General features: G+C 33.8%; 21 protein-coding genes. 14 read left to right on the plus strand and 7 right to left on the minus strand.

The features are described 5' to 3' along the window. Window positions 1-203 precede the first annotated feature (203 nt). From ACFS5J_RS10120 to ACFS5J_RS10130, 3 genes are all read left to right on the plus strand, one after another. Complete coding sequence (locus ACFS5J_RS10120) at window positions 204-965, plus strand: exodeoxyribonuclease III (protein ID WP_379812017.1); 762 nt, start codon at window positions 204-206, stop codon at window positions 963-965. A gap of 23 nt (window positions 966-988) precedes the next feature. Continuing rightward, entirely contained in the window at window positions 989-1,954 is a 966-nt protein-coding gene (locus tag ACFS5J_RS10125; protein WP_379812019.1) for an OmpA family protein, read from the plus strand. A 104-nt stretch (window positions 1,955-2,058) separates the two neighbouring features. Beyond that, window positions 2,059-3,093 carry an aldo/keto reductase gene (locus ACFS5J_RS10130; RefSeq protein ID WP_379812020.1) on the plus strand — a complete coding sequence of 345 codons (1,035 nt, stop codon included), beginning with the start codon at window positions 2,059-2,061 and terminating at the stop codon, window positions 3,091-3,093. A 6-nt stretch (window positions 3,094-3,099) separates the two neighbouring features. Here ACFS5J_RS10130 and ACFS5J_RS10135 read toward each other — a convergent pair whose 3' ends face one another. The 6 genes from ACFS5J_RS10135 to panC form a co-directional block, all read right to left on the minus strand. Then, window positions 3,100-4,473 (minus strand): PQQ-dependent sugar dehydrogenase, encoded by a 1,374-nt coding sequence (locus tag ACFS5J_RS10135; protein ID WP_379812021.1) that lies wholly within the window; start codon window positions 4,471-4,473, stop codon window positions 3,100-3,102. Window positions 4,474-4,537: 64 nt separating this feature from the next. Continuing rightward, window positions 4,538-5,899 carry a DNA repair protein RadA gene (radA, locus tag ACFS5J_RS10140; RefSeq protein WP_379812022.1) on the minus strand — a complete coding sequence of 454 codons (1,362 nt, stop codon included), beginning with the start codon at window positions 5,897-5,899 and terminating at the stop codon, window positions 4,538-4,540. A 4-nt stretch (window positions 5,900-5,903) separates the two neighbouring features. Further along, window positions 5,904-7,133: an alpha/beta hydrolase gene (locus tag ACFS5J_RS10145; RefSeq protein WP_379812024.1), complete on the minus strand. Its 1,230-nt coding sequence runs from the start codon at window positions 7,131-7,133 to the stop codon at window positions 5,904-5,906. Between the two features lie 34 nt (window positions 7,134-7,167). Further along, window positions 7,168-8,088, minus strand: a complete 921-nt coding sequence (locus ACFS5J_RS10150; RefSeq protein ID WP_379812025.1) for a lysylphosphatidylglycerol synthase transmembrane domain-containing protein — start codon at window positions 8,086-8,088, stop codon at window positions 7,168-7,170. Window positions 8,089-8,137: 49 nt separating this feature from the next. Continuing rightward, on the minus strand, window positions 8,138-8,488 hold the full coding sequence (gene panD, locus ACFS5J_RS10155) for an aspartate 1-decarboxylase (RefSeq protein WP_379812026.1): 351 nt from the start codon (window positions 8,486-8,488) through the stop codon (window positions 8,138-8,140). 13 nt (window positions 8,489-8,501) lie between these two features. Continuing rightward, window positions 8,502-9,350 carry a pantoate--beta-alanine ligase gene (gene panC / locus ACFS5J_RS10160; RefSeq protein ID WP_379812027.1) on the minus strand — a complete coding sequence of 283 codons (849 nt, stop codon included), beginning with the start codon at window positions 9,348-9,350 and terminating at the stop codon, window positions 8,502-8,504. Between the two features lie 107 nt (window positions 9,351-9,457). Between panC and ACFS5J_RS10165 the strand changes: the two genes are divergently transcribed. The 5 genes from ACFS5J_RS10165 to ACFS5J_RS10185 all read left to right on the plus strand — a co-directional run bounded on the left by ACFS5J_RS10165 (window position 9,458) and on the right by ACFS5J_RS10185 (window position 15,756). Beyond that, complete coding sequence (locus ACFS5J_RS10165; protein ID WP_379812028.1) at window positions 9,458-10,264, plus strand: glycogen/starch synthase; 807 nt, start codon at window positions 9,458-9,460, stop codon at window positions 10,262-10,264. Between the two features lie 14 nt (window positions 10,265-10,278). Then, window positions 10,279-11,907, plus strand: coding sequence for a DUF4270 domain-containing protein (locus ACFS5J_RS10170; protein WP_379812029.1), 1,629 nt, complete (start codon window positions 10,279-10,281; stop codon window positions 11,905-11,907). Between the two features lie 8 nt (window positions 11,908-11,915). After that, complete coding sequence (gene glmS, locus ACFS5J_RS10175) at window positions 11,916-13,763, plus strand: glutamine--fructose-6-phosphate transaminase (isomerizing) (protein ID WP_379812030.1); 1,848 nt, start codon at window positions 11,916-11,918, stop codon at window positions 13,761-13,763. 154 nt (window positions 13,764-13,917) lie between these two features. Beyond that, entirely contained in the window at window positions 13,918-15,429 is a 1,512-nt protein-coding gene (atpD, locus tag ACFS5J_RS10180) for a F0F1 ATP synthase subunit beta (protein WP_379812031.1), read from the plus strand. Window positions 15,430-15,474: 45 nt separating this feature from the next. Then, window positions 15,475-15,756 (plus strand): F0F1 ATP synthase subunit epsilon, encoded by a 282-nt coding sequence (locus ACFS5J_RS10185; RefSeq protein WP_379812032.1) that lies wholly within the window; start codon window positions 15,475-15,477, stop codon window positions 15,754-15,756. A gap of 46 nt (window positions 15,757-15,802) precedes the next feature. On the opposite strand, the gene ACFS5J_RS10190 is transcribed toward ACFS5J_RS10185, so the two are convergent. Then, window positions 15,803-17,299 carry an aminotransferase-like domain-containing protein gene (locus ACFS5J_RS10190; RefSeq protein ID WP_379812034.1) on the minus strand — a complete coding sequence of 499 codons (1,497 nt, stop codon included), beginning with the start codon at window positions 17,297-17,299 and terminating at the stop codon, window positions 15,803-15,805. Between the two features lie 68 nt (window positions 17,300-17,367). Between ACFS5J_RS10190 and ACFS5J_RS10195 the strand changes: the two genes are divergently transcribed. The 6 genes from ACFS5J_RS10195 to bioA are packed head-to-tail and all read left to right on the plus strand — an operon-like array spanning window position 17,368 to window position 23,247. Beyond that, window positions 17,368-19,188, plus strand: a complete 1,821-nt coding sequence (locus ACFS5J_RS10195; protein ID WP_379812036.1) for a TonB-dependent receptor plug domain-containing protein — start codon at window positions 17,368-17,370, stop codon at window positions 19,186-19,188. Between the two features lie 39 nt (window positions 19,189-19,227). Next, window positions 19,228-19,752, plus strand: coding sequence for a hypothetical protein (locus ACFS5J_RS10200; RefSeq protein WP_379812037.1), 525 nt, complete (start codon window positions 19,228-19,230; stop codon window positions 19,750-19,752). After that, window positions 19,749-20,870: an aminotransferase class I/II-fold pyridoxal phosphate-dependent enzyme gene (locus ACFS5J_RS10205; RefSeq protein WP_379812039.1), complete on the plus strand. Its 1,122-nt coding sequence runs from the start codon at window positions 19,749-19,751 to the stop codon at window positions 20,868-20,870. The genes ACFS5J_RS10200 and ACFS5J_RS10205 overlap by 4 nt, the downstream gene beginning before the upstream one ends. A gap of 57 nt (window positions 20,871-20,927) precedes the next feature. Further along, window positions 20,928-21,347 carry a DUF2007 domain-containing protein gene (locus ACFS5J_RS10210; protein ID WP_379812040.1) on the plus strand — a complete coding sequence of 140 codons (420 nt, stop codon included), beginning with the start codon at window positions 20,928-20,930 and terminating at the stop codon, window positions 21,345-21,347. Next, window positions 21,348-21,965 (plus strand): dethiobiotin synthase, encoded by a 618-nt coding sequence (gene bioD / locus ACFS5J_RS10215; RefSeq protein WP_379812041.1) that lies wholly within the window; start codon window positions 21,348-21,350, stop codon window positions 21,963-21,965. Between the two features lie 10 nt (window positions 21,966-21,975). After that, complete coding sequence (gene bioA / locus ACFS5J_RS10220; protein ID WP_379812042.1) at window positions 21,976-23,247, plus strand: adenosylmethionine--8-amino-7-oxononanoate transaminase; 1,272 nt, start codon at window positions 21,976-21,978, stop codon at window positions 23,245-23,247. Window positions 23,248-23,288: the final 41 nt, after the last annotated feature.

Genomic DNA, 23,288 nt, shown 5'->3' on the forward strand with positions numbered 1-23,288 from the left:
AACAAAGATAACAATAATAACCAATAATTAATTCTTTTTGAATTTTGGAGCTTCAATTTCAAATGGTTTTTATGCTATTCTGTTGTAGTTAAGATGTTTACCGTAAGTTAAATTTTTGATTTTTTTCGATTTTAAAAAAGGAGTTAAAATTTTTTATAAGTCTTTTTTTTTGTGTAGGTTTGGGTGACTAAGAATAGAGGAAAATGAAGATTATTTCGTACAATGTAAATGGAATTAGAGCTGCAATTACAAAAGGTTTTCTAGAGTGGTTGCAACAAGCAAATCCTGATGTGATTTGTTTGCAAGAAATCAAAGCAGTTGAAAGTCAAATACCAACAGAGGCCATTACTGAAGCAGGTTATCCTTATCAGTATTATTTTTCAGCTGAGAAAAAGGGATATAGTGGTGTAGCCATTTTGGCCAAAACTGAGCCAAAGAATGTTGTTTTTGGAACTGGAATCAATCATATGGATGCCGAAGGTAGAAACTTAAGAGTAGATTACGACGGAGTTTCTATTATGAGTTTGTACTTGCCTTCCGGTACGAATATTGATCGATTGGAGCACAAGTTCAAATATATGGATGACTTTCAAAATTACATTGATGAATTGAAAAAGGAGGTTCCTAACTTAGTCATTTGTGGTGATTATAACATCTGTCATGAAGCTATAGATATTCATGATCCAATTCGAAACGCAAAAGTTTCTGGTTTTTTACCTGAAGAGCGTGCGTGGTTGGATGCATTTATGAAAAGTGGATTTATCGATACTTTTCGTATGCTGAATAAAGAACCTCACAATTACAGTTGGTGGAGTTATAGAGCAAATGCACGAAATAATAATAAAGGATGGAGAATTGATTATTGTCTAGCTGCAGAAGGATTAAAAGATAAAATTAACCGAGCATTGATTTTACCCGAAGCAAAACATTCCGATCATTGTCCCGTTTTAGTAGAAATTAAGTAAACCCCAAAAGAATAATATAAATTATGATTAAAAAAGTTGCTTTAGCCGCTGTAGTATTAGGTTTAACCACTTCATGTGTTTCTAAGAAAATTTATCAAGACTTGGAGAGTAAATATGCCGATTTAAAGAAAGAACGCAATAATTTGGCAGATGAAAATGAAGAGTTGTCAAAATCTAAAAACCAATTAGAATTGGATCACGACAATTTACAGTCTGAATTAGATAAGGTAAAAGCAGAGCGTGATAAACTAGCTTCTGATTATGCTGCGTCAAGCAAAAATTTAAGTAATTTAAAGTCTTCTTATGCTGCTTTAGAGAAAAATAGTAGTGATGCTTTGGAAAGCAACATGAGAAAAAACAGAGAATTGTTGGCGGAATTAGAGGCGAAGCAAAAAGCTTTGACTGCTGAGCAAGAACGTTTGAATAAATTAAAAGCTGATTTAGAAGCTTCTTCAAGTCGTTTGTCTGAGTTAGAGCAAAAAATTGCTGAGAAAGAAGCGACAATGAACAGATTGAAAGAGACTTTATCGAAAGCATTAAATGCATTCGAAGGAAAAGGATTGACAGTAGAAAAACGTAATGGTAAAGTGTACGTTTCTATGGAGAACAAGTTGTTGTTTGAATCGGGAAGTTGGACAGTAGGTACAGAAGGTAAAAAAGCAGTAAAGGCTTTGGGTGATGTATTGGCTCAAAATCCAGATATCGCTGTATTAATTGAAGGGCATACTGATAATGATAAAATTGTAGGTTCGATTGGTGGTGGAGTTGAAAGCAACTGGGATTTGTCAACAAAACGTGCTACGGCTATTGTTAATATTTTAGGTGAAAATAAAGGTATTGATAGAAAAAATCTTACAGCAGCAGGTAGAGGTGAATATGCGCCATTGATGTCTAATGATACTGCAGAAGGAAAAGCAAAAAACAGAAGAATTGAAATTATCCTTGCGCCAAAATTGGATGAAATTTCAGATTTAATGAATGAATTATAGTTTCTAATTTAGAAATAAGAATATTAAAAGGTTCGAATTGTATTTCGAGCCTTTTTCTTTTTGTAAAACTTTGTAAATTTGGAATTCTTAATATAAAAAGCACAATGGACTTTACTACTTTACCCAATACTGATATCAAAATAAGTAAAATTTGCTTGGGAACGATGACCTTCGGCAATCAGAATACTGAAGTTGAAGCACATTCTCAATTGGATTATGCTATGGAGCGTGGGATTAATTTTATCGATACTGCAGAAATGTATCCAATAGGTGGTAACGAGCATATTTTTGGTAGTACCGAACGTCATATTGGTAGTTGGATTAAAAAGTCAGGTAAGCGTGATGAAATTGTTTTGGCTACAAAAATTGCTGGACCTAATCGTGGTATGGGATACATTCGTCAACCGCTAGATTTTTCAAAGAAAAGCATAACGGAAGCGGTTGAGTTAAGTTTGAAAAATTTACAAACCGATTATATCGATTTGTATCAAATGCACTGGCCAGAACGTATCATGAACATGTTTCAAAAGAGAGGTGTGCAAGAATTGGATACGAAATGGCAAGATAATATTTTTGATGTTTTAACTGTTTTTGATGGCTTAATCAAAGAAGGTAAAATCAAGCATATTGGAGTTTCAAATGAAAATCCTTGGGGTGTTATGCGGTTTTTGATGGAAAGTGAAAAACATGGTTTACCACGCATTGCAAGTATTCAAAATCCATATTCATTGTTAAACCGATTGTATGAAGTTGGTCTTTCCGAAATAACAATGCGTGAAAATGTTGCGTTATTGGCATATTCTCCTTTAGCTTTTGGTGTGCTTACAGGAAAGCATTTGAATGGGTTTGTGAAAAATTCCCGTTTAGATTTGTTTCGAAATTTCGTTCGTTATACAAATGATAACTGTACCAAAGCAACAAAACTTTATAAAGAATTAGCAGAAGCTAATGGGTTGACATTGGTACAAATGGCGATGGCTTATGTGTACCAGCAACAATTTGTAACATCAACAATTATTGGTGCAACATCAATGGAGCAGTTAAATGAAAATATAGATGCTTTTGATGTAAAACTTAGTGCTGAAATTGTTGCTGAAATTGAAAAGATTCAAGAACTTATTCCAAATCCGGCACCTTAATTTCAATTATTGTTTTATTAATTTAGTATTGAAGTTATTACCGTCTTCAGTCAATATTTTCACAAGATAAACACCGTTTTGAAGCCCTGAAATATCCATTTTTAGGACTTCAGAATTTGTGATTGTTGTTGCTTTATATTGTTTTCCAGTCAGGTCATAGACTTCTATTCTGGAGATATTCCAATGATTGTCATTGGTAATCGTAAAACTATCTTTTACGGGATTTGGTGACAAGATAAATCCATTTTTTTCAAAGCTTGAACTACTGGCAACGGTGTTGTCAATTATTTTATAAATTGTGGTGGAATTGGTTATGTATAATTCACCATTCATATCTTCTCCTAGAGAAGTAAAGTTATTGGAGCCGCTAAAATTTGGCGTGTAGGAGATGGTGTTGTTTGTGGTGTCAACGTAACCCAATCGGTTTACGCAATAGTCGGCAAAAAAGTATTTGTTTTGAAAGGCGGGATATAATGAGCCGGTATATTCATACCCTCCCGTAATTGAGCAACCATTGGAGTGATTATATTGTGCTATTGGCATTGTCATTGTACTGACAGCAGCACAACCCGAAGTATTATATGCCACATTTCCTTCATAGCATCTCCAGCCAAAATTTAAACCAGCAGTTAGTGGTGTGGTTATTTTATTAATTTCCTCAATATTGTTTTGGCCTACATCAGCTATCCACAAGTCACCAGTAAGTCGGTTAAAAGAAAATTTCCACGGATTTCTTAAGCCAATAGCCCAAATTTCATCATTTCCCGTTATGCCTACATACGGATTTGAAGGGGGAGAAGCATAATAGGGAGCTGTAGTAACATCCACATCAATTCGCAACATTTTACCAAGATTAGTAGTGATGTTTTGCGCTCTATTTTCAGGATCTCCAGCACTTCCGCCATCACCCATTCCGATATACAAATAACCATCCGGGCCAAACTTCAAACTACCACCATTATGATTGGAATAGGGTTGGGTAATGGTCATTAAGATTACACCTGTAGGATTTGCTAAATTAGAATCGGCAGGATTTACAGTATATCTAGCAATAACAGTATTGCCGGAAGTATTGGTATAATTGATAAAGAAATACCCGTTACTAGCATAATTTGGATGAAAGACTAGGCCTAACAAGCCCCTTTCTCCACTTGAAACTGTCAAACTGGAAACATCTAAGAATGGTGTTGGGTTGATGGTTCCATCAGAATTTAAAATACGTATCAATCCTGCTTTTTGAACTACAAATAACCGACTATCACCTGCATGTGTAATCTCGACTGCATTTGAAAATCCAGATGCAAATGCTTCAATAGCGATTGTTTGTGCAACAGGAACTAGGTTTGCAAATGATAAAATTAAAAGAAGTATTTTTTTCATATTACTATCTTTAAGATTCTCTTAAAGATAGTAATAATTTGATTATTAATTAATTGAAATGTTATTAACCAAATAATTCGCTTACAACATCTTCGATTTTAGAAACTAAAATAACGTTGATTTTTGTGTTTTTAAGCGCAATTTTATTGTGTTTGGAAACTAAAATGGTGGTAAAACCAAGTTTTTCTGCTTCTTGTATGCGTTGTTCAATTCGGTTCACAGGACGAATTTCTCCCGATAATCCAACTTCTCCAGCAAAACAAAAGCCTTCGGCTATGGCAATGTCTTCGTTGGATGATAATATGGCTGCTACTACAGCTAAATCGATTGCAGTATCATCAACAGAAATACCACCTGTTACGTTTAAAAAAACGTCTTTCATGCCCAATCGGAAACCAGCGCGTTTTTCTAATACAGCTAAAATCATATTCAGGCGTTTGGCGTTGTAACCGGTTGTGCTTCTTTGTGGTGTTCCGTAAACCGCTGTACTGACCAAGGCTTGGATTTCAATCATTAAAGGACGCATACCTTCTAATGTACAGGCAATAGCAGTGCCGGATAGTTCTTCTTCTTTGTGAGAGATTAAAATTTCGGAAGGATTGTCTACCTCTCGTAAACCACTACCTAACATTTCATAAATTCCTAATTCTGCGGTAGAACCAAAGCGGTTTTTTAAGGAACGCAAAATGCGATACACATGATTTCTGTCGCCTTCAAATTGCAAGACAGTATCGACCATATGTTCCAATATTTTTGGGCCGGCAATGGTTCCATCTTTAGTAATATGTCCAATTAAGATGACTGGTGTATTACTCTCTTTTGCAAATTTTATTAGCTCTGCGGTACATTCTCTGATTTGAGAAATACTACCTGCAGACGATTCAATAAAATCGGTGTGTAGAGTTTGAATCGAATCAATTATAACAATTTCCGGTTGCATTTCTGCAATCTGACGGAAGATGTTTTGTGTTTTGGTTTCTGTTAAAATGTAGCAATTCTCACTGCTTGGCAAAATACGCTCGGCACGCATTTTTATTTGCTTTTGACTTTCTTCTCCAGAAACGTAAAGCGTTTTGTATGGTAATTTTAAAGAAATTTGAAGTAGAAGTGTACTCTTACCAATACCGGGTTCACCTCCTAGAAGAGTTAAAGAACCAGGTACTAATCCGCCTCCCAAAACCCGATTTAACTCACTATCAGTTGTGTTTAATCGGATTTCTTGTGCGGAATCAATTTCTTTTATTAATAAAGGTTTTGCAGCTTTTGTAGTTTCCTTTGTCGTTGTTTTCCAAGCTACTTTTTCTTCTTTCTGAATAATTTCTTCAACAATGGTATTCCATTCTTTACAAGCATGACATTGCCCTTGCCATTTGGAAAAGGAAGTGCCACAGTTTTGACAGAAAAAAGAGGTTTTTATTTTACTCATTCTTTTATTCTTCTCCTTCTTGTGTTTCTTCGCTATTTACTTCACCACCATCTTCTGGTAAAGGCTCTGCATATTCCTCAACTTTAGAATCGTCTTCTTTGTTTTTCAAATTTTCAGCTCTTTTTAGCATAAAATCTTTTGTTAACTCTCGGATATCTTCTTTAGTAAAGGCTTTTTTGTATTCTTTTTCTGCTTTGCGGTATTCCCCCATTTTTTCATAGTAAAGTGCTTGATGATATACACTTAAAGTGGTTTTTGGGTAATGTTTTTCGGCGTATTTTGAAAGTTCTTGCAATTCAGCATAGGCTTTGTTTTTTATGATTGCTGCTTCAATTGCTTTAAAATCGGTTAATCGAGGCTGTACTTTTAAACCTAATTTGGTTTCTAGTGTAGTGTATTTATCAATTAAATATTGCGTATAGCCAGCGTCTAGTGTAAGGATTTTTTCTTGGAATTCAACCATAGAAATAGGTTGGTAACCATTGAAAATAAAATACAAAGCTTGCGGAATGGCTTGCGGTACTAAAGAATAGTGTGACGCACCTGGAATCGCATCGAAACGATAGTTGAAATTTTTGTTAGGTATAGCCTGAATGTTTAAACGTAGTTCTTCTGCTTTTTCTTTTAATTCAGCTAAGTCTCCTTCTCCGGATGCGCAATAGTAGAAAATAGGTTTACTAATAGCTGCAAGTCGTTCTGCAACACGCTTTTCCATTCCAGGAGCCATTTCTGGGGCAAGTGAAATATATCCGTTAAAAATAGGGTTGTCTTTGTACAAATAGAAATTTAAAAAGCCAGCCGTTGTATCGTGTCCTGCAATGATTCGAAATGGTTGGGTTCTGTATTTTCCTTCAATATAAGGTAATAATTCTATTCCGATGAACTCGAAGAAATCAGCACCAGAACCAGTTGGTAATCCCGCTTCATCAAATTCACTATCATGAAAGCGTTGCTCTGCATAGTTTTGGTACAATGAAACTACTATCATTTCTGGAAGGTCATCCCAATAAGCGCCATAAGTTAAATTTCCTGTGAAGGGACTTGCTAAATATTCGCCATCTAGTACAAGTAGAATAGGATATTTTTTGTCAATATTACGTTCGTAACTTTTTGGTAGCGTGACAGAAAATTCGCGTATACCTCTTAGTTTTTTTGATTCTATTGATTCGTTTAAAGTTTGGGAAAAGCCAAATTTGGCTAAAAGTGCAAAAAATAGAAATAATGCAGTTCTCATAAAGTTTATGCTTTGATTTTGGAACAGCAATATACTAATTAATTTCTTTTTTGTTGAAGGCTGGTAAAATTAAAAAAGCGAGTCCCCCAAGTAAGATTGTTATCAGCAATTGTGAGGTCCAAACAATCCATCCAAAGGCGTTTCCAGCTTCGATTGGAATGTTGTAAAGGAATAAAATTTTAGCTATTAAAACTGGGAAAAATCCAAATCCACCATTGGTGAAAGCTATCGTTAAACTGCCAATTACAAATGCAACAATAACAGCACTAAAGGTAATAATCCGTGTTTCTTCTAATGCAAAAATTACCGAATAAAACATTAATATGTACGTAAGCCAAATTAATAAAGTGTAGGATAAAAAAATCCATTTTTTTGGCATTTTGAATACGCTAAGTATTCCTTCGGTAAAGCCTGAAATTTTAGTTCGTATCTTAACAATTATTGGCCATTTTGAATAGACTAAAAGCGAAAGTCCGGTAATACCTAAAAATATTCCTGTAATACAGAGTGTTATTAGTTTTTCAACAGGGATATATTCCAAAAGGAAATTTTTAAGAGTCGAGAATTCTAATACAACAGCAGTAAGGATAAAAAGTAAAAGAATAATAAAATCAACAATTCGTTCGGCTATAATAGTTCCAAAACTTTTGTCAAAAGGCACATTTTTATATTTGGTTAATAAGGCTGCCCTTGAAACTTCTCCTGATCGGGGAATGGTTAAGTTTAGAAAATATCCAATACTTACAGCTACAAAGTTGAACTTAAAATCTGATTGATGCCCAATGTATTCTAGTGTGTATTTCCATCGATAAGCTCTAAGTATATAACCAAATAAAGCTAAAATTCCTGAAGCGAAAACGAAATAATAATTAGCGTTTATAAAATAACTTTTCATTTTCAGAATTTGATCTTCTGTAAAAGAATTATAGGTATATATAACTAAAAAAACTCCCATTATAAGTGGGAGTATTATGCTAAGTATGTTATTAATTCGTTTTTTCAAATTACGTTAAAGAGTTGTCTTTTTCGTTTGGAAAAACTAAAGTTGGTTTAAATTGTTTTGCTTCTTCAAAATCCATAGAAGCATAAGAAATAATGATAATAATATCGCCACGGTGAACTTTACGGGCAGCTGGACCATTAAGTGTAATTTCGCCTGTATCGCGTGGTCCTTTGATAGCATAAGTTTCCAATCGTTCGCCATTGTTAATGTTAACGATTTGAACTTTTTCACCTTCAATAATGTTTGAAGCTTCCATCAATGCTTCATCAATGGTAATGCTTCCAATGTAATTCAAGTCGGCACCAGTAACGGTAACTCTATGAATTTTCGATTTAACTACTTCAATACGCATGGTGCAAAGGTAATTATTTCATTGAAATATTATCTATTAATCTGATGTTATCAATAAAAATTGCAATAAATCCTCTGTAGTCTTTTTGTGGATCTTTAGTTTCTATTGGTAATAGGGTTGCTTCATCAGCAATTTCAAAATATTCTAGCGTAAATTCAGGATGTTTTTCAAATGTTGTTTTTACAAATGCGATTACTTCAGGTGCTGATGATTTAGAAAATTGTTGTTTTGCTTCTTTCAGCGTTTGGTAAATAATTGCTGCTTTTTCTCTAGAAACAGTAGATAGTCTTTCATTTCGAGAACTCATGGCGAGACCACTTTCTTCTCTAAATATGGGGCAACCTATAATTTGAGTTGGGAGTTGTTCTTTTTCAACTAATTTTTTTACAATTTGTAATTGTTGAAAATCTTTTTCGCCAAAATAGGCTTTATCGGCCGTTGTGATTTGGAACAACTTTTTTACAATAGTACCTACGCCATCAAAATGTCCAGGACGGTGTTGGCCCTCCATCTGATCTTCTAGCCCGTCAAAAGAAAAATGATCGGATTCAGTATTTTTGCCATAAATATCATTAACGCTAGGAGCATATACTATAACTTCATTGCTTAAAGTTTGAATTTTATCAACGTCACTTTCTAAAGTTCTGGGATATTTTTCTAAATCTTCTAGGTTGTTGAATTGTGTGGGATTGACAAAAATACTCATTACAGTAACGTCGTTTTCGCTTAAAGATCTATTAATAAGCGAAAGGTGACCTTTATGTAAAGCGCCCATAGTTGGTACAAATCCAATGGTTTTTTTTTGCCTTTTTAAAGGTGCTAAGTGTTTCTGTAGTTCAGCTTTATTGTTGAAAACAAGCATTAGATTAAAGATTGATTTGGGTGCAAACTTACTATTTTACTGGATAAATCCATAAATTTTTGTACTTTTGCGTGTTTTTTGAACCCAAAAGATAAACTTAAAATATTATGAAAGATAAGAGGATATTGTATGTATCATCTGAAGTGGTGCCCTATTTAGCAGAGAACGAAGTGTCGTTGCAGTCGTATGAATTCCCAAAAATGATTAATGATATAGGGGGTCAAATACGTATTTTTATGCCACGATATGGAAATATAAATGAACGTAGACACCAATTGCATGAGGTTATTCGATTATCAGGGATGAATTTGGTGGTCAATGACATGGATATGCCGTTAATTATAAAAGTGGCATCGATTCCTAAAGAAAGAATTCAAGTATACTTTATAGATAACGACGAGTATTTTAAACGCAAAGCAACTTTTAGTGATGAGGATGGTGCTTTGTATCCTGATAACGATGAGCGTGCAATTTTCTTTGCAAAAGGTGTTGTAGAGACTGTTAAGAAATTAAATTGGGTTCCAGATGCAATTCATGTGCATGGATGGATGGCTGCGTTATTGCCGGTTTATTTGAAGCATTATTATAAAAATGAAGGTATTTTTGCTGATACAAAAATTGTTACTTCTGTTTATAGCTCTGGATACGAAGGGTTGTTGGATGAGAAACTGAGTTCAAAAATGATGTTTGATAATATCGATGAGTCGGTTTCAAATATTGTTTCGAAACCGGATTATGAAAGTTTGATGAAGTTGACAATTGATCATTCAGATGCTGTAATTATCGGTTCTGAGGATATGCCTTCAAATTTAACAAAATATATAGAAACATCAGGGAAACCTTTTTTACCTTTCGCTGCTAAAGATGCGATTAAAGAAGTTTATGCAGACTTTATCAAAGAGCATCTGTTGTAATTTTTAAATTTAATATGAAAAAAATCTTTCTAAGTTTAGTCGTTATTGCTGCTGTTTTTACAGTTTCATGTGATAGAGATTTTAATACTTTAGGTTCTGATATAGTTGGAGATGGTCATTATGAATTTGATCGTTATGAAGTTCAGAATTTAAGTGCCTACACTGTTAAGACAGGTGCGGTTCAATCTAACAATCTGGTAATTAATTCATTAGGAGTTTATAGTGATCCAGCTTTTGGGGAAACGATTTCAAGTTTTGTTACGCAATTAGAGCTGCCAATATCTAATCCTGATTTTGGTATAGATGTCACTTTTGATAGTGTGAATGATTCTGTATATCTATATGTTCCTTATTTTTCGAGACAGACAGCTACGGGTTTAGGTATCGAAGCTAATACTTATGAGTTGGATTCTATATATGGAGATTTAAATGGGAGTTTTGATTTAAAAATCTACGAAAATGGTTATTATCTAAGTGATTTTGATTCTCAAGATCCAACTGTAAGGCAGAGGTATTATTCAAATCAGAAAGGCTTGATTTCATCTAGTATTCAAGGTGGTTTGTTGAATAATTCTTCTAATACAGCTGAAAACACCCAGTTTAAGTTTAGTAAGGAAGAAATTATTATTTATGAGACTGATGGGGAAGGAAATTATGTTGATGCAGAAGGGAATGTAGTGTTGGATAATACACAACGAGTGATTAAAGAGCGACTTGCGCCTGGTATGTGGATTAATTTAGATAAAGCTACTTTTCAGACGAAGATTATCCAAGCATCAAGTTCTAATTTGATTAATAATAATGTTTTTAAAGAGTATTTTAAAGGGTTATTTTTTGATGTTGCTTCGAATGGTGGTTCTAGTCCTTTGGCTCAGTTGGATTTTTCAAAAGGTTATGTTGCTATTCAATATCATTCAAAAAATGAAATTGGGGGAGAGTCTCGTAAAAATATTATTAAATTGAACTTAAAAGGAAATACGGTTAATTTTTTTGAAAATTCTTTTTCACAAGATTATCAATCTGTTTTGGATTTGCCTTTTGGGGTTAATCAAGATTTTTTACACGTAAAAGGAGGTAATGGTTCTGTGGCATTAATAGATTTGTTTGGACCGGTTAATCCTGAGACAAATGTGCCTTTTGAGTTGGAAGAATTAAGGTCTAATAATTGGTTGATAAATGAGGCTTTATTGATCTTTTCAATTAAGAATAATGGCCAAAAGAATCCTAAACGAATATTTGTTTATGATGCAGATAATAATGCTGTTTTGTTGGATTATATTTATGATGGTACAACTGCTACTGATTCAAAGAACAATAAATATATCCATGATGGATTTCTTAAAGTAAATAGTAATGGGGAAGCATTGCAATTTGTAGTGCGAATTAAAAACCACATCGATAAGATTGTTAATAATGATGATGTTTTGTCAAATAAAAATGTGAGATTGGGGGTTTCGGTTACTGAAAATATTAATATTTCAGCATTGGCAAATGTTTTCGAGGTTGACCCTTTGAATGGCTTGGAAAAATTACCTGCTGCGTCTGTTATGAATCCATTAGGTACAGTGTTATATGGTAATACTTCAGCGATAGCTGATGATAAAAAAATGAAATTAGAAATTTATTATACAAAACCTAATTAATCGTTTATATGTGTGGAATTGTAGGTTATATAGGTCATAGGGAAGCGTATCCAGTCCTAATAAAAGGACTTAAAAGATTAGAGTACCGTGGGTATGATAGTGCGGGTATCGTTTTGTATGATGGTAAAGATTTAAAGCTTTCTAAAACTAAAGGTAAAGTTTCGGATTTAGAAGTTATTGCGGAAATAGAAAGTACAAAATCAGGAAATATAGGATTAGGACATACACGTTGGGCTACACATGGTGTGCCAAATGATGTAAATTCTCATCCACATTATTCAAATTCTGGAGAGCTTGTAATTATTCATAATGGAATTATTGAGAATTATGAGCCGATTAAGAAAGAGTTAATCAAAAGAGGGTATACATTTACTTCTGATACAGATACAGAAGTTTTGGTAAACTTGATTGAGGACGTAAAAAAGGTTGAAAAATGCAAGTTGGGTAAGGCGGTACAAATTGCTTTGAATCAAGTTGTAGGTGCATATGCTATTGCGGTTTTTGATAAATCGAAGCCAAATGAAATAGTGGTGGCGCGTTTGGGTTCTCCTTTGGCAATTGGTATTGGGGAGGATGAGTTCTTTATTGCTTCTGATGCTTCTCCTTTTATTGAGTATACTTCAAATGCTGTTTATTTGGAAGATGAAGAAATGGCAATTGTGCGTCTTCATAAACCAATGAAAGTGCATAAAATCAAAGATGATGCTGAAGTGATTCCTTATGTTCAAGAATTGCAAATGAACCTTGAGCAAATTGAAAAAGGAGGGTATGAGCATTTTATGTTGAAAGAGATATACGAACAGCCAAATGCAATAAAAGACACTTACAGAGGGCGTTTGTTAGCTGATAAGGGAATTATTCAAATGGCGGGTGTCGAAGATAATTTGGAAAAATTCTTAAATGCCGATCGTATTATTATAGTGGCATGTGGAACATCTTGGCATGCTGGTTTAGTAGCGGAATATGTAATTGAGGAGTTTGCTCGTATTCCAGTTGAAGTGGAATACGCTTCAGAATTCCGTTATAGAAATCCAATTATTAATAAAAATGATGTTGTCATTGCGATATCACAATCTGGCGAAACAGCTGATACTTTGGCGGCTATTAAATTAGCTAAAGAAAATGGAGCTTTTGTTTTTGGGGTTTGTAATGTGGTAGGTTCATCTATTTCTAGAGAGACACACGCGGGGGCTTATACGCATGCAGGGCCAGAAATTGGTGTTGCTTCTACAAAAGCTTTTACAACACAAATTACTATTTTGACGCTTATTGCTTTGCGTTTAGCTAAGGCTAATGGAACAATGTCTGTTTCAGATTATCAACGTTACCTTCATGAATTAGAATTGATTCCATCAAAGGTTCAGGAAGCTTTAGAGTGTAATGTAGTAGCGGAGCAAGTAGCGGCAATTTATAAAGATGCTACGAATTGTTTGTATTTAGGAAGAGGTTATAATTTTCCTGTTGCATTAGAAGGAGCATTGAAATTAAAAGAAATTTCATATATACATGCAGAAGGTTATCCAGCTGCTGAAATGAAACACGGTCCAATCGCATTGATTGATGAGTCAATGCCTGTTGTTGTAATTGCTCCAAACAAAGGACATTATGATAAAGTGGTAAGTAATATACAAGAAATTAAATCGCGTAGCGGAAAAATTATTGCCATAGTAACAAAAGGTGATGTACAAGTAAAGGAATTAGCAGATCATGTGATTGAAATTCCAGAAGCAAATGAGGCGTTGACACCATTATTAACGACGATACCTTTGCAGTTATTGTCGTATCACATAGCGGTTATGCGTGGATGTAATGTAGATCAGCCTCGTAATTTGGCTAAATCTGTTACCGTAGAATAGTATCAAAAAAAGCGAAAATTTAATCTTTCGCTTTTTTATTTTAAAAAAATCAGAAATTTAATTGCAAAAGTGTTTTCAAAAAAACTATCTTTGCACTCTGAAAAATAGAAGTGTTTTTCAATACTTAAATAGCTACTAAATAAATACATAAGCAATGTCTAAAGTTACAGGAAAAGTTGCAAAAATTATCGGACCAGTTGTTGACGTGGTATTTAACACTGAAAATGCTGAGCTTCCAAAAATTTATGACTCATTAGAGATCGTTAAAGCAGACGGAACTAAATTAGTATTAGAAGTACAATCTCACATTGGTGAAGATACTGTTCGTACAATCTCTATGGATTCTACAGACGGTTTATCTAGAGGACAAGAAGTAATTGCTTCTGGAAGTGCGATTCAAATGCCAATTGGTCAAGAAGTATTTGGCCGTTTATTTAATGTAATTGGTGATGCAATTGATGGTTTAGGTGATTTACCTAAAGACGGATCAAATGGTTTACCAATCCACAGACCAGCTCCAAAATTTGAAGATTTATCAACTTCTACTGAAGTTTTATTTACAGGAATTAAAGTAATCGACTTAATTGAGCCTTACGCAAAAGGAGGTAAAATTGGATTGTTTGGTGGTGCCGGAGTAGGTAAAACAGTATTGATTCAGGAGTTGATTAACAATATCGCAAAAGGTCACGGTGGACTTTCTGTATTCGCAGGAGTAGGTGAAAGAACACGTGAAGGAAATGACCTTTTAAGAGAGATGTTAGAATCTGGAATTATCAAATATGGTGACGATTTCATGCACTCTATGGAAAATGGAGGATGGGATTTATCAAAAGTTGATAAAGAAGGAATGAAAGATTCTAAAGCAACTTTCGTATTCGGACAGATGAATGAGCCACCTGGAGCACGTGCTCGTGTAGCTTTATCTGGTTTGACAATTGCTGAGTATTTCCGTGATGGAGCAGGAGACGGACAGGGGAAAGATGTACTTTTCTTCGTTGATAACATCTTCCGTTTTACACAAGCTGGATCTGAGGTATCTGCGTTATTAGGGCGTATGCCATCTGCGGTAGGTTACCAACCTACATTAGCAACAGAGATGGGTGCGATGCAAGAGCGTATTACTTCTACAAAAACAGGATCTATTACATCTGTACAAGCGGTTTACGTACCTGCGGATGACTTAACTGACCCTGCACCAGCAACTACGTTTGCTCACTTAGATGCAACAACTGTATTGTCTCGTAAAATTGCTGAGTTAGGTATTTATCCAGCGGTAGATCCATTGGATTCTACTTCTCGTATCTTAACTCCAGAAATTTTAGGTAAAGATCACTATGGTTGTGCTCAAAGAGTAAAAGAAATTTTACAACGTTATAAAGAATTACAAGATATTATCGCGATTCTTGGTATGGAAGAGTTGTCTGAAGATGACAAATTAGTTGTATCAAGAGCGCGTCGTGTTCAACGTTTCTTATCTCAGCCATTCCACGTAGCAGAGCAGTTTACAGGTATCCCTGGGGTATTAGTAGATATTAAAGAAACTATCAAAGGATTTAACATGATTATGGATGGTGAATTAGACCACTTACCAGAAGCAGCGTTTAACCTTAAAGGTTCTATTGAAGAGGCTATCGAAGCTGGAGAAAAAATGTTAGCAGAAGCATAATTCAATTGGTAATTATTAATTATCAATTATCAATTAATTAAAATTATGATTTTAGAAATAGTATCACCAGAAGCAACATTGTTTAAAGGAGAAGTTACATCAGTAGCAGTTCCAGGAGTGAATGGTGAGTTCCAAATGTTAAACAATCACGCGCCTATTGTGTCGTTGTTGGTAAAAGGGAACGTTAAAATAAATGCTCAAAACATTAAAATTCAGAAAGAATTTGTTTCTAAATTCAATAAAGTTAATGAGCAAACATTTTGGTTACCGATTAATTCAGGTACTATCGAAATGAAAGATAATAAAGTAATTGTATTAGCAGATTAATACAAAGAAATAATATCAAAAAGTCCTACAATTTGTAGGGCTTTTTTTATTGTAAAATTTTTGTGTAAGCTTCCTTTAATTTTTGAAGGGCAATTTCTAAATCGTTTTCATTTAATTGTCCATACCCAAATCTAATAGCGCAAATATTTTTATTTTGATACAAGATCTTTTGGGGTAAATGTAGGTTTAAATTTGCAGCTTCTTTAGCTAATTTTATTAATGAAATTTTGTGAGCAAACTCTAGCCAAATAGCAAGACCTCCGTTAGGTTTTCTATAGGTTATTATTCCTTTAAAATATTGGTCTAACAGATGGCATAAATAGTCAAGACGTTTTTGGTAAATCAGGATGTTTTTTTTAATTAAGCGATGAATTTCACCTTCGTAAATTAATTCCGAGAGCATTTGTTCCTGAATTAAGTCGCCTTGTTTATCGAGAATTTGCAAGTAATTTTTAGCTTCAACAATCAAATTCTCTGGAGCAACCACAAAACCAGTCTGAAAGCTTGGAAAGAGTGACTGGCCTAATTTTCCTAGATAGATTACTTGACCATTTGTATCGGAACAAGCTAAAGGTAGTTTTGAAGTTCCTTCAAATTGGAAATCATAATCAAAATCATCTTCAATTATAGCAAATTTGTATTGCTTTGCTAATTTTAGTAAATGTAGTCTCCTTTTAGGGCTTAAGGCATATGTTGTAGGGTAGTCTCTGTTGGGACTCACATAAACACATCTTATTTTTTCTTTTTTACAAAATTTTTCAATTTGTTCCACATTTAAACCAAACTCATCTGATTTTATGGTTTTAATTTTCGAACCAACTTGCTGAAAAATCATGTTGGCTGCATAATTACTCAAATCACCAACTAAAACGATATCATCTCTTTTTAATAACAATTGCGATATAATATATAAACTCATCTCTGTGCTTCGTGTGTTCATTATATTATTGGGGTTTATCTTAAAACCACGTGTAGCATTCAGATAATTAGCTAACTGTACTTCAAAATTAGAGTATGAGTTTGTTTTGTTCCATTTGGCAATTAGATTTTTCTTTTTCATCGAAGCACTATACCATTTTGAAAATTGATGTACAGGATGTAATCTCAGATCGGGTTGTCCGTCGTTGATACTTAAACTAGCAGTATTGGGTTCGTCAATTGGAGCCAAGTGAAAAGAAGTTTGAAAAGTGAACCCTGTTGTTTTAGCATATTCGTTTACTAAATCGATATTTCCATGAATAGCCTTAATGTTTGCTGTTTTAGGTTTTGGAAATAGTACATAGGTACCTTTATTAGGAATAATTTCAACCCAACCTTGTGATGCCAACTCTTCATATACCGCAACCGCTGTATTGCGATGAATTTTTAATGATTGGCTTAAAATACGTGTTCCGGGCAACACGGCTCCTTTGTCAATAATTCCTCGTTGAATAGCATTTATAATTTGTTGTGAAATTTGAATATATACGGCATTTTCAGTATTTTTTTGATACTGAATGATGTTTTTTAAAACCAAAACAACCGGACTATCTACATCTTTCAAAGCGGACTATTTTAATAGGCCGGAAAGTTACGATTTTTGCAATTCTAAAATGAATTAAATTTATATAAATGAAAAAGATTGGAGTTTTATTACTGTTAGGCTTATCAGCTTTAAAAGTAAATGCTCAGGAGCCTGTGAAAATGGATACTTTAAATGAAGTAGTAATATCATCAAGTCGTATTGATATTCCGTTTAAAGAAAATTCGCGTACCATTAAAATTGTAACTGCGGAGGATATTAAAAAGTTAGGGGTTACCAATGTCGCGGATGCACTTCAGAAAGTAGCGGGTATTGATGTGCGAAGACAAGGAATTGAGGGTATGCAATCCGACTTATACATTCGTGGAGGGAGTTTTGATCAAACATTATTGTTAATTGATGGTATTAAGGTGGAAGATGTACAAACGGGTCATCATACAATGAATCTTTCTTTGCCGATTTCTGTAATCAAACGTATTGAAATTATTAAAGGACCGGCTTCTCGTATTTTTGGACAAAATGCTTTTACGGGAGCTGTTAATATTGTAACCAAAGATACTCCAGAAAATTCTGTTGTGATGAAAGTTCAAGGTGGTTCTTTTCATCAGTTTAAAGCAGAAGCTACTGCGTCTGTTACTATGGAGTCAAGTAGTCATATTGTGCATATTGGTAAAAATTTTTCGAATGGATATCGTGAAAACACCGATTTTGATAACAATGCATTTTTTGTAAAAAGTCAGTTTAATAAAAAGGCTTTACCAATCAACTTTATTGCAGTGTATAATGACCGTAAATTTGGCGCGAATGGTTTTTATGGTATACCAACTGCAACACAACAGTATGAAGAAACACAGGCGAGTTTGGTAGGTTTTTCAACAACAATTAAGAATGGTAAATTTACTTGGAAACCTAGATTGTACTGGAGACGTAATGAAGATGAATACATCTACATCAGAAGTAATCCTTCAATTTATAGAAATGTTCATATTACCAATAAAATTGCTGCTGAATTAAATGGATCGTATACTTCAAGTCTTGGTATTACTGGATTTGGTGTAGAGTTTTCAAAATATTATATCGGCAGTAATCGTTTAGGAGATAACCAAAGAGAGATAGGTTCATTGTTTTTAGAACAGCGTTTTCAATTTTTCAATCAAGTAGTAGATGTTACTCCTGGAATTGCGGCTTCTTATTTTTCAGATTTCGATAATAAGTTTTTTCCTGGAATGGATATTGGAGTAAAAGTAAACGATAAAATAAGAGTTTATGGTAATATCGGTTATACGTATCGTGTGCCAACTTATACGGATTTATACTACATAGGACCACAAGCAATTGGTAATGAAAACCTACAGGCTGAAGAAGCAGTTTCGGAAGAAGTAGGAATTAAATACCATTCAAACCGTTTTGATTTTTCATTGGTTGGTTTTAATCGTGATTCAAAAAACTTAATCGATTATGTGCGAGTGAATCCATCGGATACAGTTTTTGTGCCATTAAACGTTCAAGATGTGAGTACAAAAGGTTTTGAATCGCAGTTGGATTACAAGTTTACCATGTTAAGTTTGCCACAAAATATCCATATTGGCTATACGTTTTTAGATGATGAAATTAAAAAATCTCCAGTTGTAGAATCAAGATATTCTATTAATTCAATGAAACATCAAGTGGTTGGGACTTATTCAATGCAATTGTTTAAGAATTTGACAAATACTTTTGCATATCGTTATGTGGAACGTACTTCAGGTATTAGCTATAATATTTATGATGTTAGCGCGACTTACACTATCAATAATTTTGCATTATCGGTATATGCTAATAATATTTTTAATGCAGAATATTCGGAAACTAGTATGATACCAATGCCTAAAGGAAATATTCTTTTTGGATTACAGTATCAGTTTCAATAAAAAAGTCCTGCAATTGCAGGACTTTTTTATTTTTGAAGTATGAATAAGGATATTAATAGGGAAAGAATAGTTTTATATGATGATACTTTGAGTATCTTAGAATCTATTATGGCAGCCATAATGTATACTTTAGTGGTTATGGTAGTTTTATTAATGCTATTTATTTTTTACAGCTTAGGTATTAATGAAAAGACTTTTGGAATGACTCCTGCTTTTGTCACGGCTTTATTTATGTTTCTAGTGCCAGCAATAAATATTTCAGAAGTTAATGTTGTTGAATTGGATTTGAAAAAGAATCAGATTTTTACAACGCAAAAGATTGTTTTTTATAAAAAAGTTAAAGTTGTAGATGCGATAGAATTTGAATATGTAGCATTAAATAAATCTAATTTTTCGTACACTGTGACAATTTGGTACCAAGGAAATAGACATCTTAATATTTTAAGTTTTTATAAAAAAGAGAAAGCATTATTATATGCTACATTACTTTGTAAACAAGTTAAAGTAGACTTATTAGATAAAACATCGGGCTCTTCTAAATGGATAGATAATTCAGATTTATGAAATTTCCAAAGGCATTATACGATAAACTCCAAACACGGCAATTGAACAATGCTTTGCGAGTACTTCAACCTCAAAGTCAATTGATAGATTTTGCGACAAATGATTACTTGGGCTTTTCCAAAAACGAAGTTATTTTTAATAGGGTTCACGAAGAATTGGTGTCGCGTAAGTTGACTCAGAATGGTGCTACCGGCTCGCGTTTGCTATCAGGTAATCACGAGTTGTATGCCGAAACGGAAAATTATATATCCAATTTTCATAAAACGGAAAGTGCTTTAATTTTTAATTCGGGGTATGATGCGAATGTTGGCTTTTTCAGTGCAGTGCCGCAGCGAAACGATATTATATTGTACGATGAATTAAGTCACGCTTCTATACGAGATGGTATTCATATGAGTTTGGCAAAAGGCTATAAGTTTAAACATAATGATTTAATCGATCTAGAGCAGTTACTATTGAAGTTTGCGACTAGTAATGCTCAAATCTATATAGTAACCGAAAGTGTTTTTTCCATGGATGGCGATTCACCTCATATGGAAATGTTAGTTGTCCTAGCTGAAAAATTCAGTGCACTTTTAGTAATAGATGAAGCACATGCCTTAGGTGTTTTTGGAGAAAATGGAGAAGGATTAGTGCAAAAACATCAGTTACAAGATAAGGTCTTTGCTCGTATAATGACTTTTGGTAAGGGGTTAGGTTGTCATGGTGCAGCCATTTTGGGAAGTCATGAATTAAAGTCGTATTTGGTAAATTTTTCGAGAAGTTTAATTTATACAACAGCGCTTTCACCTCATGCGGTTGCAACTATTCTAGTTGCCTATCAGCAGTTGAATATTAGTCAAGATGCTATTAAGGAATTACATGAAAACACTGTTTATTTCAATACACTAATGCCAAATTTTCTTTTTGAATCGTCCATTAAATCGGTAGTCATTCCGAGTAATGATAAGGTAAAACAAACAGCTCATTTTCTTAATGAAAATGGGTTTAATGTAAAACCCATTTTGTCGCCAACAGTTCCAGAAGGGGAAGAACGATTGCGCTTTTGTTTGCACAGTTACAATACAAAGAGTGAAATAATGAGTGTACTTGAATTACTTCAAAAGATTACTAGTTGACTTTAAAATAACACAGATTTATTTAGAGTTCGCGACATTTGTAAATAAGTAAATTATATGACATTAGAAAAGTTTAAGAAAGTAGCAACATATCAGTATTCATCTGAAGCAATAATTTTCAAAGGGAAATTAGAGTCAGAAGGCATTTCTGTCTATATGCGTGATAATCTGACAATAGATACTGATCCATTAGTTAGTAATGCAATTGGAGGTGTAAAGTTGTATGTTGAATATGATGATTACGAAAAGGCATTAAGTATTTTAGGAGAAATTCCAAAATTTGCAATGAGTGATAATGGGAGTTTAATCGCTTGTCCAAACTGTAAAGCCAATGAAGTACAATTATTAACTATAGTTGATGATGCTAAATCGTTTTTCTCTATGTTATTTGCCTTAATGTTAGTAGTGCTCCCTTTTTATATTAAAAGAAAATACAAATGTGATGCTTGTGGGCATCAATTCGAAAATGAAAAATAAATGAAACTTTTTATTACAGGTATCGGTACCGATGTTGGAAAAACGATTGCATCTGCCATTGTTACTGAGGCTTTAGAAGCAGATTATTGGAAGCCAGTACAAGCTGGAGATTTGGATAATTCCGATGCACATAAAATCAAAAAATACATTTCTAATTCAAAGACAGTTTTTCATTCAAACAGTTATGCTTTGCAGACACCTGCTAGTCCTCATTTGGCTGCTGAATTAGATAATGTAACTATTGAATTGGATAAAATTATAACACCCGAAACAGAAAATCATTTGGTGATAGAAGGTGCTGGTGGAATTTTTGTTCCGTTGAATAATACCGATACAATTATGGATTTAATCCAACCTGATTATAAGGTTATTGTAGTATCGCGTCATTATTTAGGAAGTATTAATCATACTTTGTTGACTATTGATGTGCTTCAAAATAGAGGAATCAAAATAGCTGGAATAATTTTTAATGGAGATGAAAATAAAGCTACGGAGGAGATAATTCTTTCCAAAACAGGTTTGCAAATGATTGGTCGTATTGATAACGAACCTTATTTTGATCAGAATGTAATCCGTTACTATGCTGAATTGTTTCAAACGGCACTTTCAAAACTATAAAATCAAAAGAATGACATTATCCGAAAAAGATACTTTATACAATTGGCATCCTTATACACAGCATAAAAATAGTTTTCCACACCCCGTAATAGTAAAAGGTGAAGGTGCTTTATTATGGGATGAAAATGGTAAAGAATATATTGATGCCATTGCTTCATGGTGGGTAAATCCATTTGGTCATAGTAACGCATTTATTGCTAATGCTATTTACAAGCAATTGACTACTTTAGAACATGTGCTTTTTGGAGGTTTCACACATGAACCTGTGATTCAACTTTCTGAAAAGCTATCGCAAATTTTACCTTCCAATCAAAATAAGTTTTTTTATTCTGATAATGGTTCGACAGCAGTGGAAGTAGCGATTAAAGCAGCATTACAGTTTTTTTATAATAAGGGAGAGAAACGAATTAAAATTATAGCTTTTGAAAATGCTTTTCACGGCGATACTTTTGGTGCTATGGCTGCTAGTGGAATTTCCTTTTTTACGGATGCTTTTAAAGGATCTTTATTAGAAGTAGTGCGAATACCTGTTCCCACTAAAGGGAATGAAGAAAAATCAAAACAATTGTTTAGGGATTTGGTTGCAACCAATGAATATGCTGCCTTTATTTTTGAACCCTTGGTACAAGGAGCTGCGGGTATGATTATGTATGAGCCTGAAGTTTTAAATGAATTACTTGAAATTGCAAAAGTAAATCAGGTTTTTACTATAGCGGATGAAGTGATGACTGGTTTTGGGAAAACGGGTAAAAATTTCGCTTGCGATTACTTAAACGAACAGCCGGATATGATGTGTTTATCCAAAGCCTTAACTGGGGGAACAATTCCTATGGCAGTTACTTCTTTTACTCAAACTATTTTTGATGGTTTTTACGATTCGGATACCAATAAAGCTTTATTTCACGGACATACCTTTACGGCAAATCCTACGGGTTGCGCTGCAGCATTGGCATCTATCTCGCTTTTAGAAACCGAAGAAATACAACAAAATATTCAACAGGTGCATCAACAACATTTAGCCTTTTCAGAGCGTATTAAAAGTCATCCTAAAGTAGCTTGTACCAGAGTGCTCGGCGTGATTTTTGCATTAGAAATAAAAGTTGAAGGCAAACACGATTATTATGGGGAGCTACGCAATACGCTATATGCCTTTTTTATTGCGAATGGGATTATTATGCGTCCTGTAGGAAATATTATTTATATTTTGCCACCCTATATTGTTTCTGATGTACAACTTGAAAAAGTGTATAGTACAATTGAGCAGGCATTAGAGATGGTTTAATTTTGTGAGTGTCAATCTAAAGCTATATTTGTAACACTAAG

The sequence above is a fragment of the Flavobacterium chuncheonense genome, assembly GCF_042686145.1.
GTDB lineage: Bacteria > Bacteroidota > Bacteroidia > Flavobacteriales > Flavobacteriaceae > Flavobacterium > Flavobacterium chuncheonense.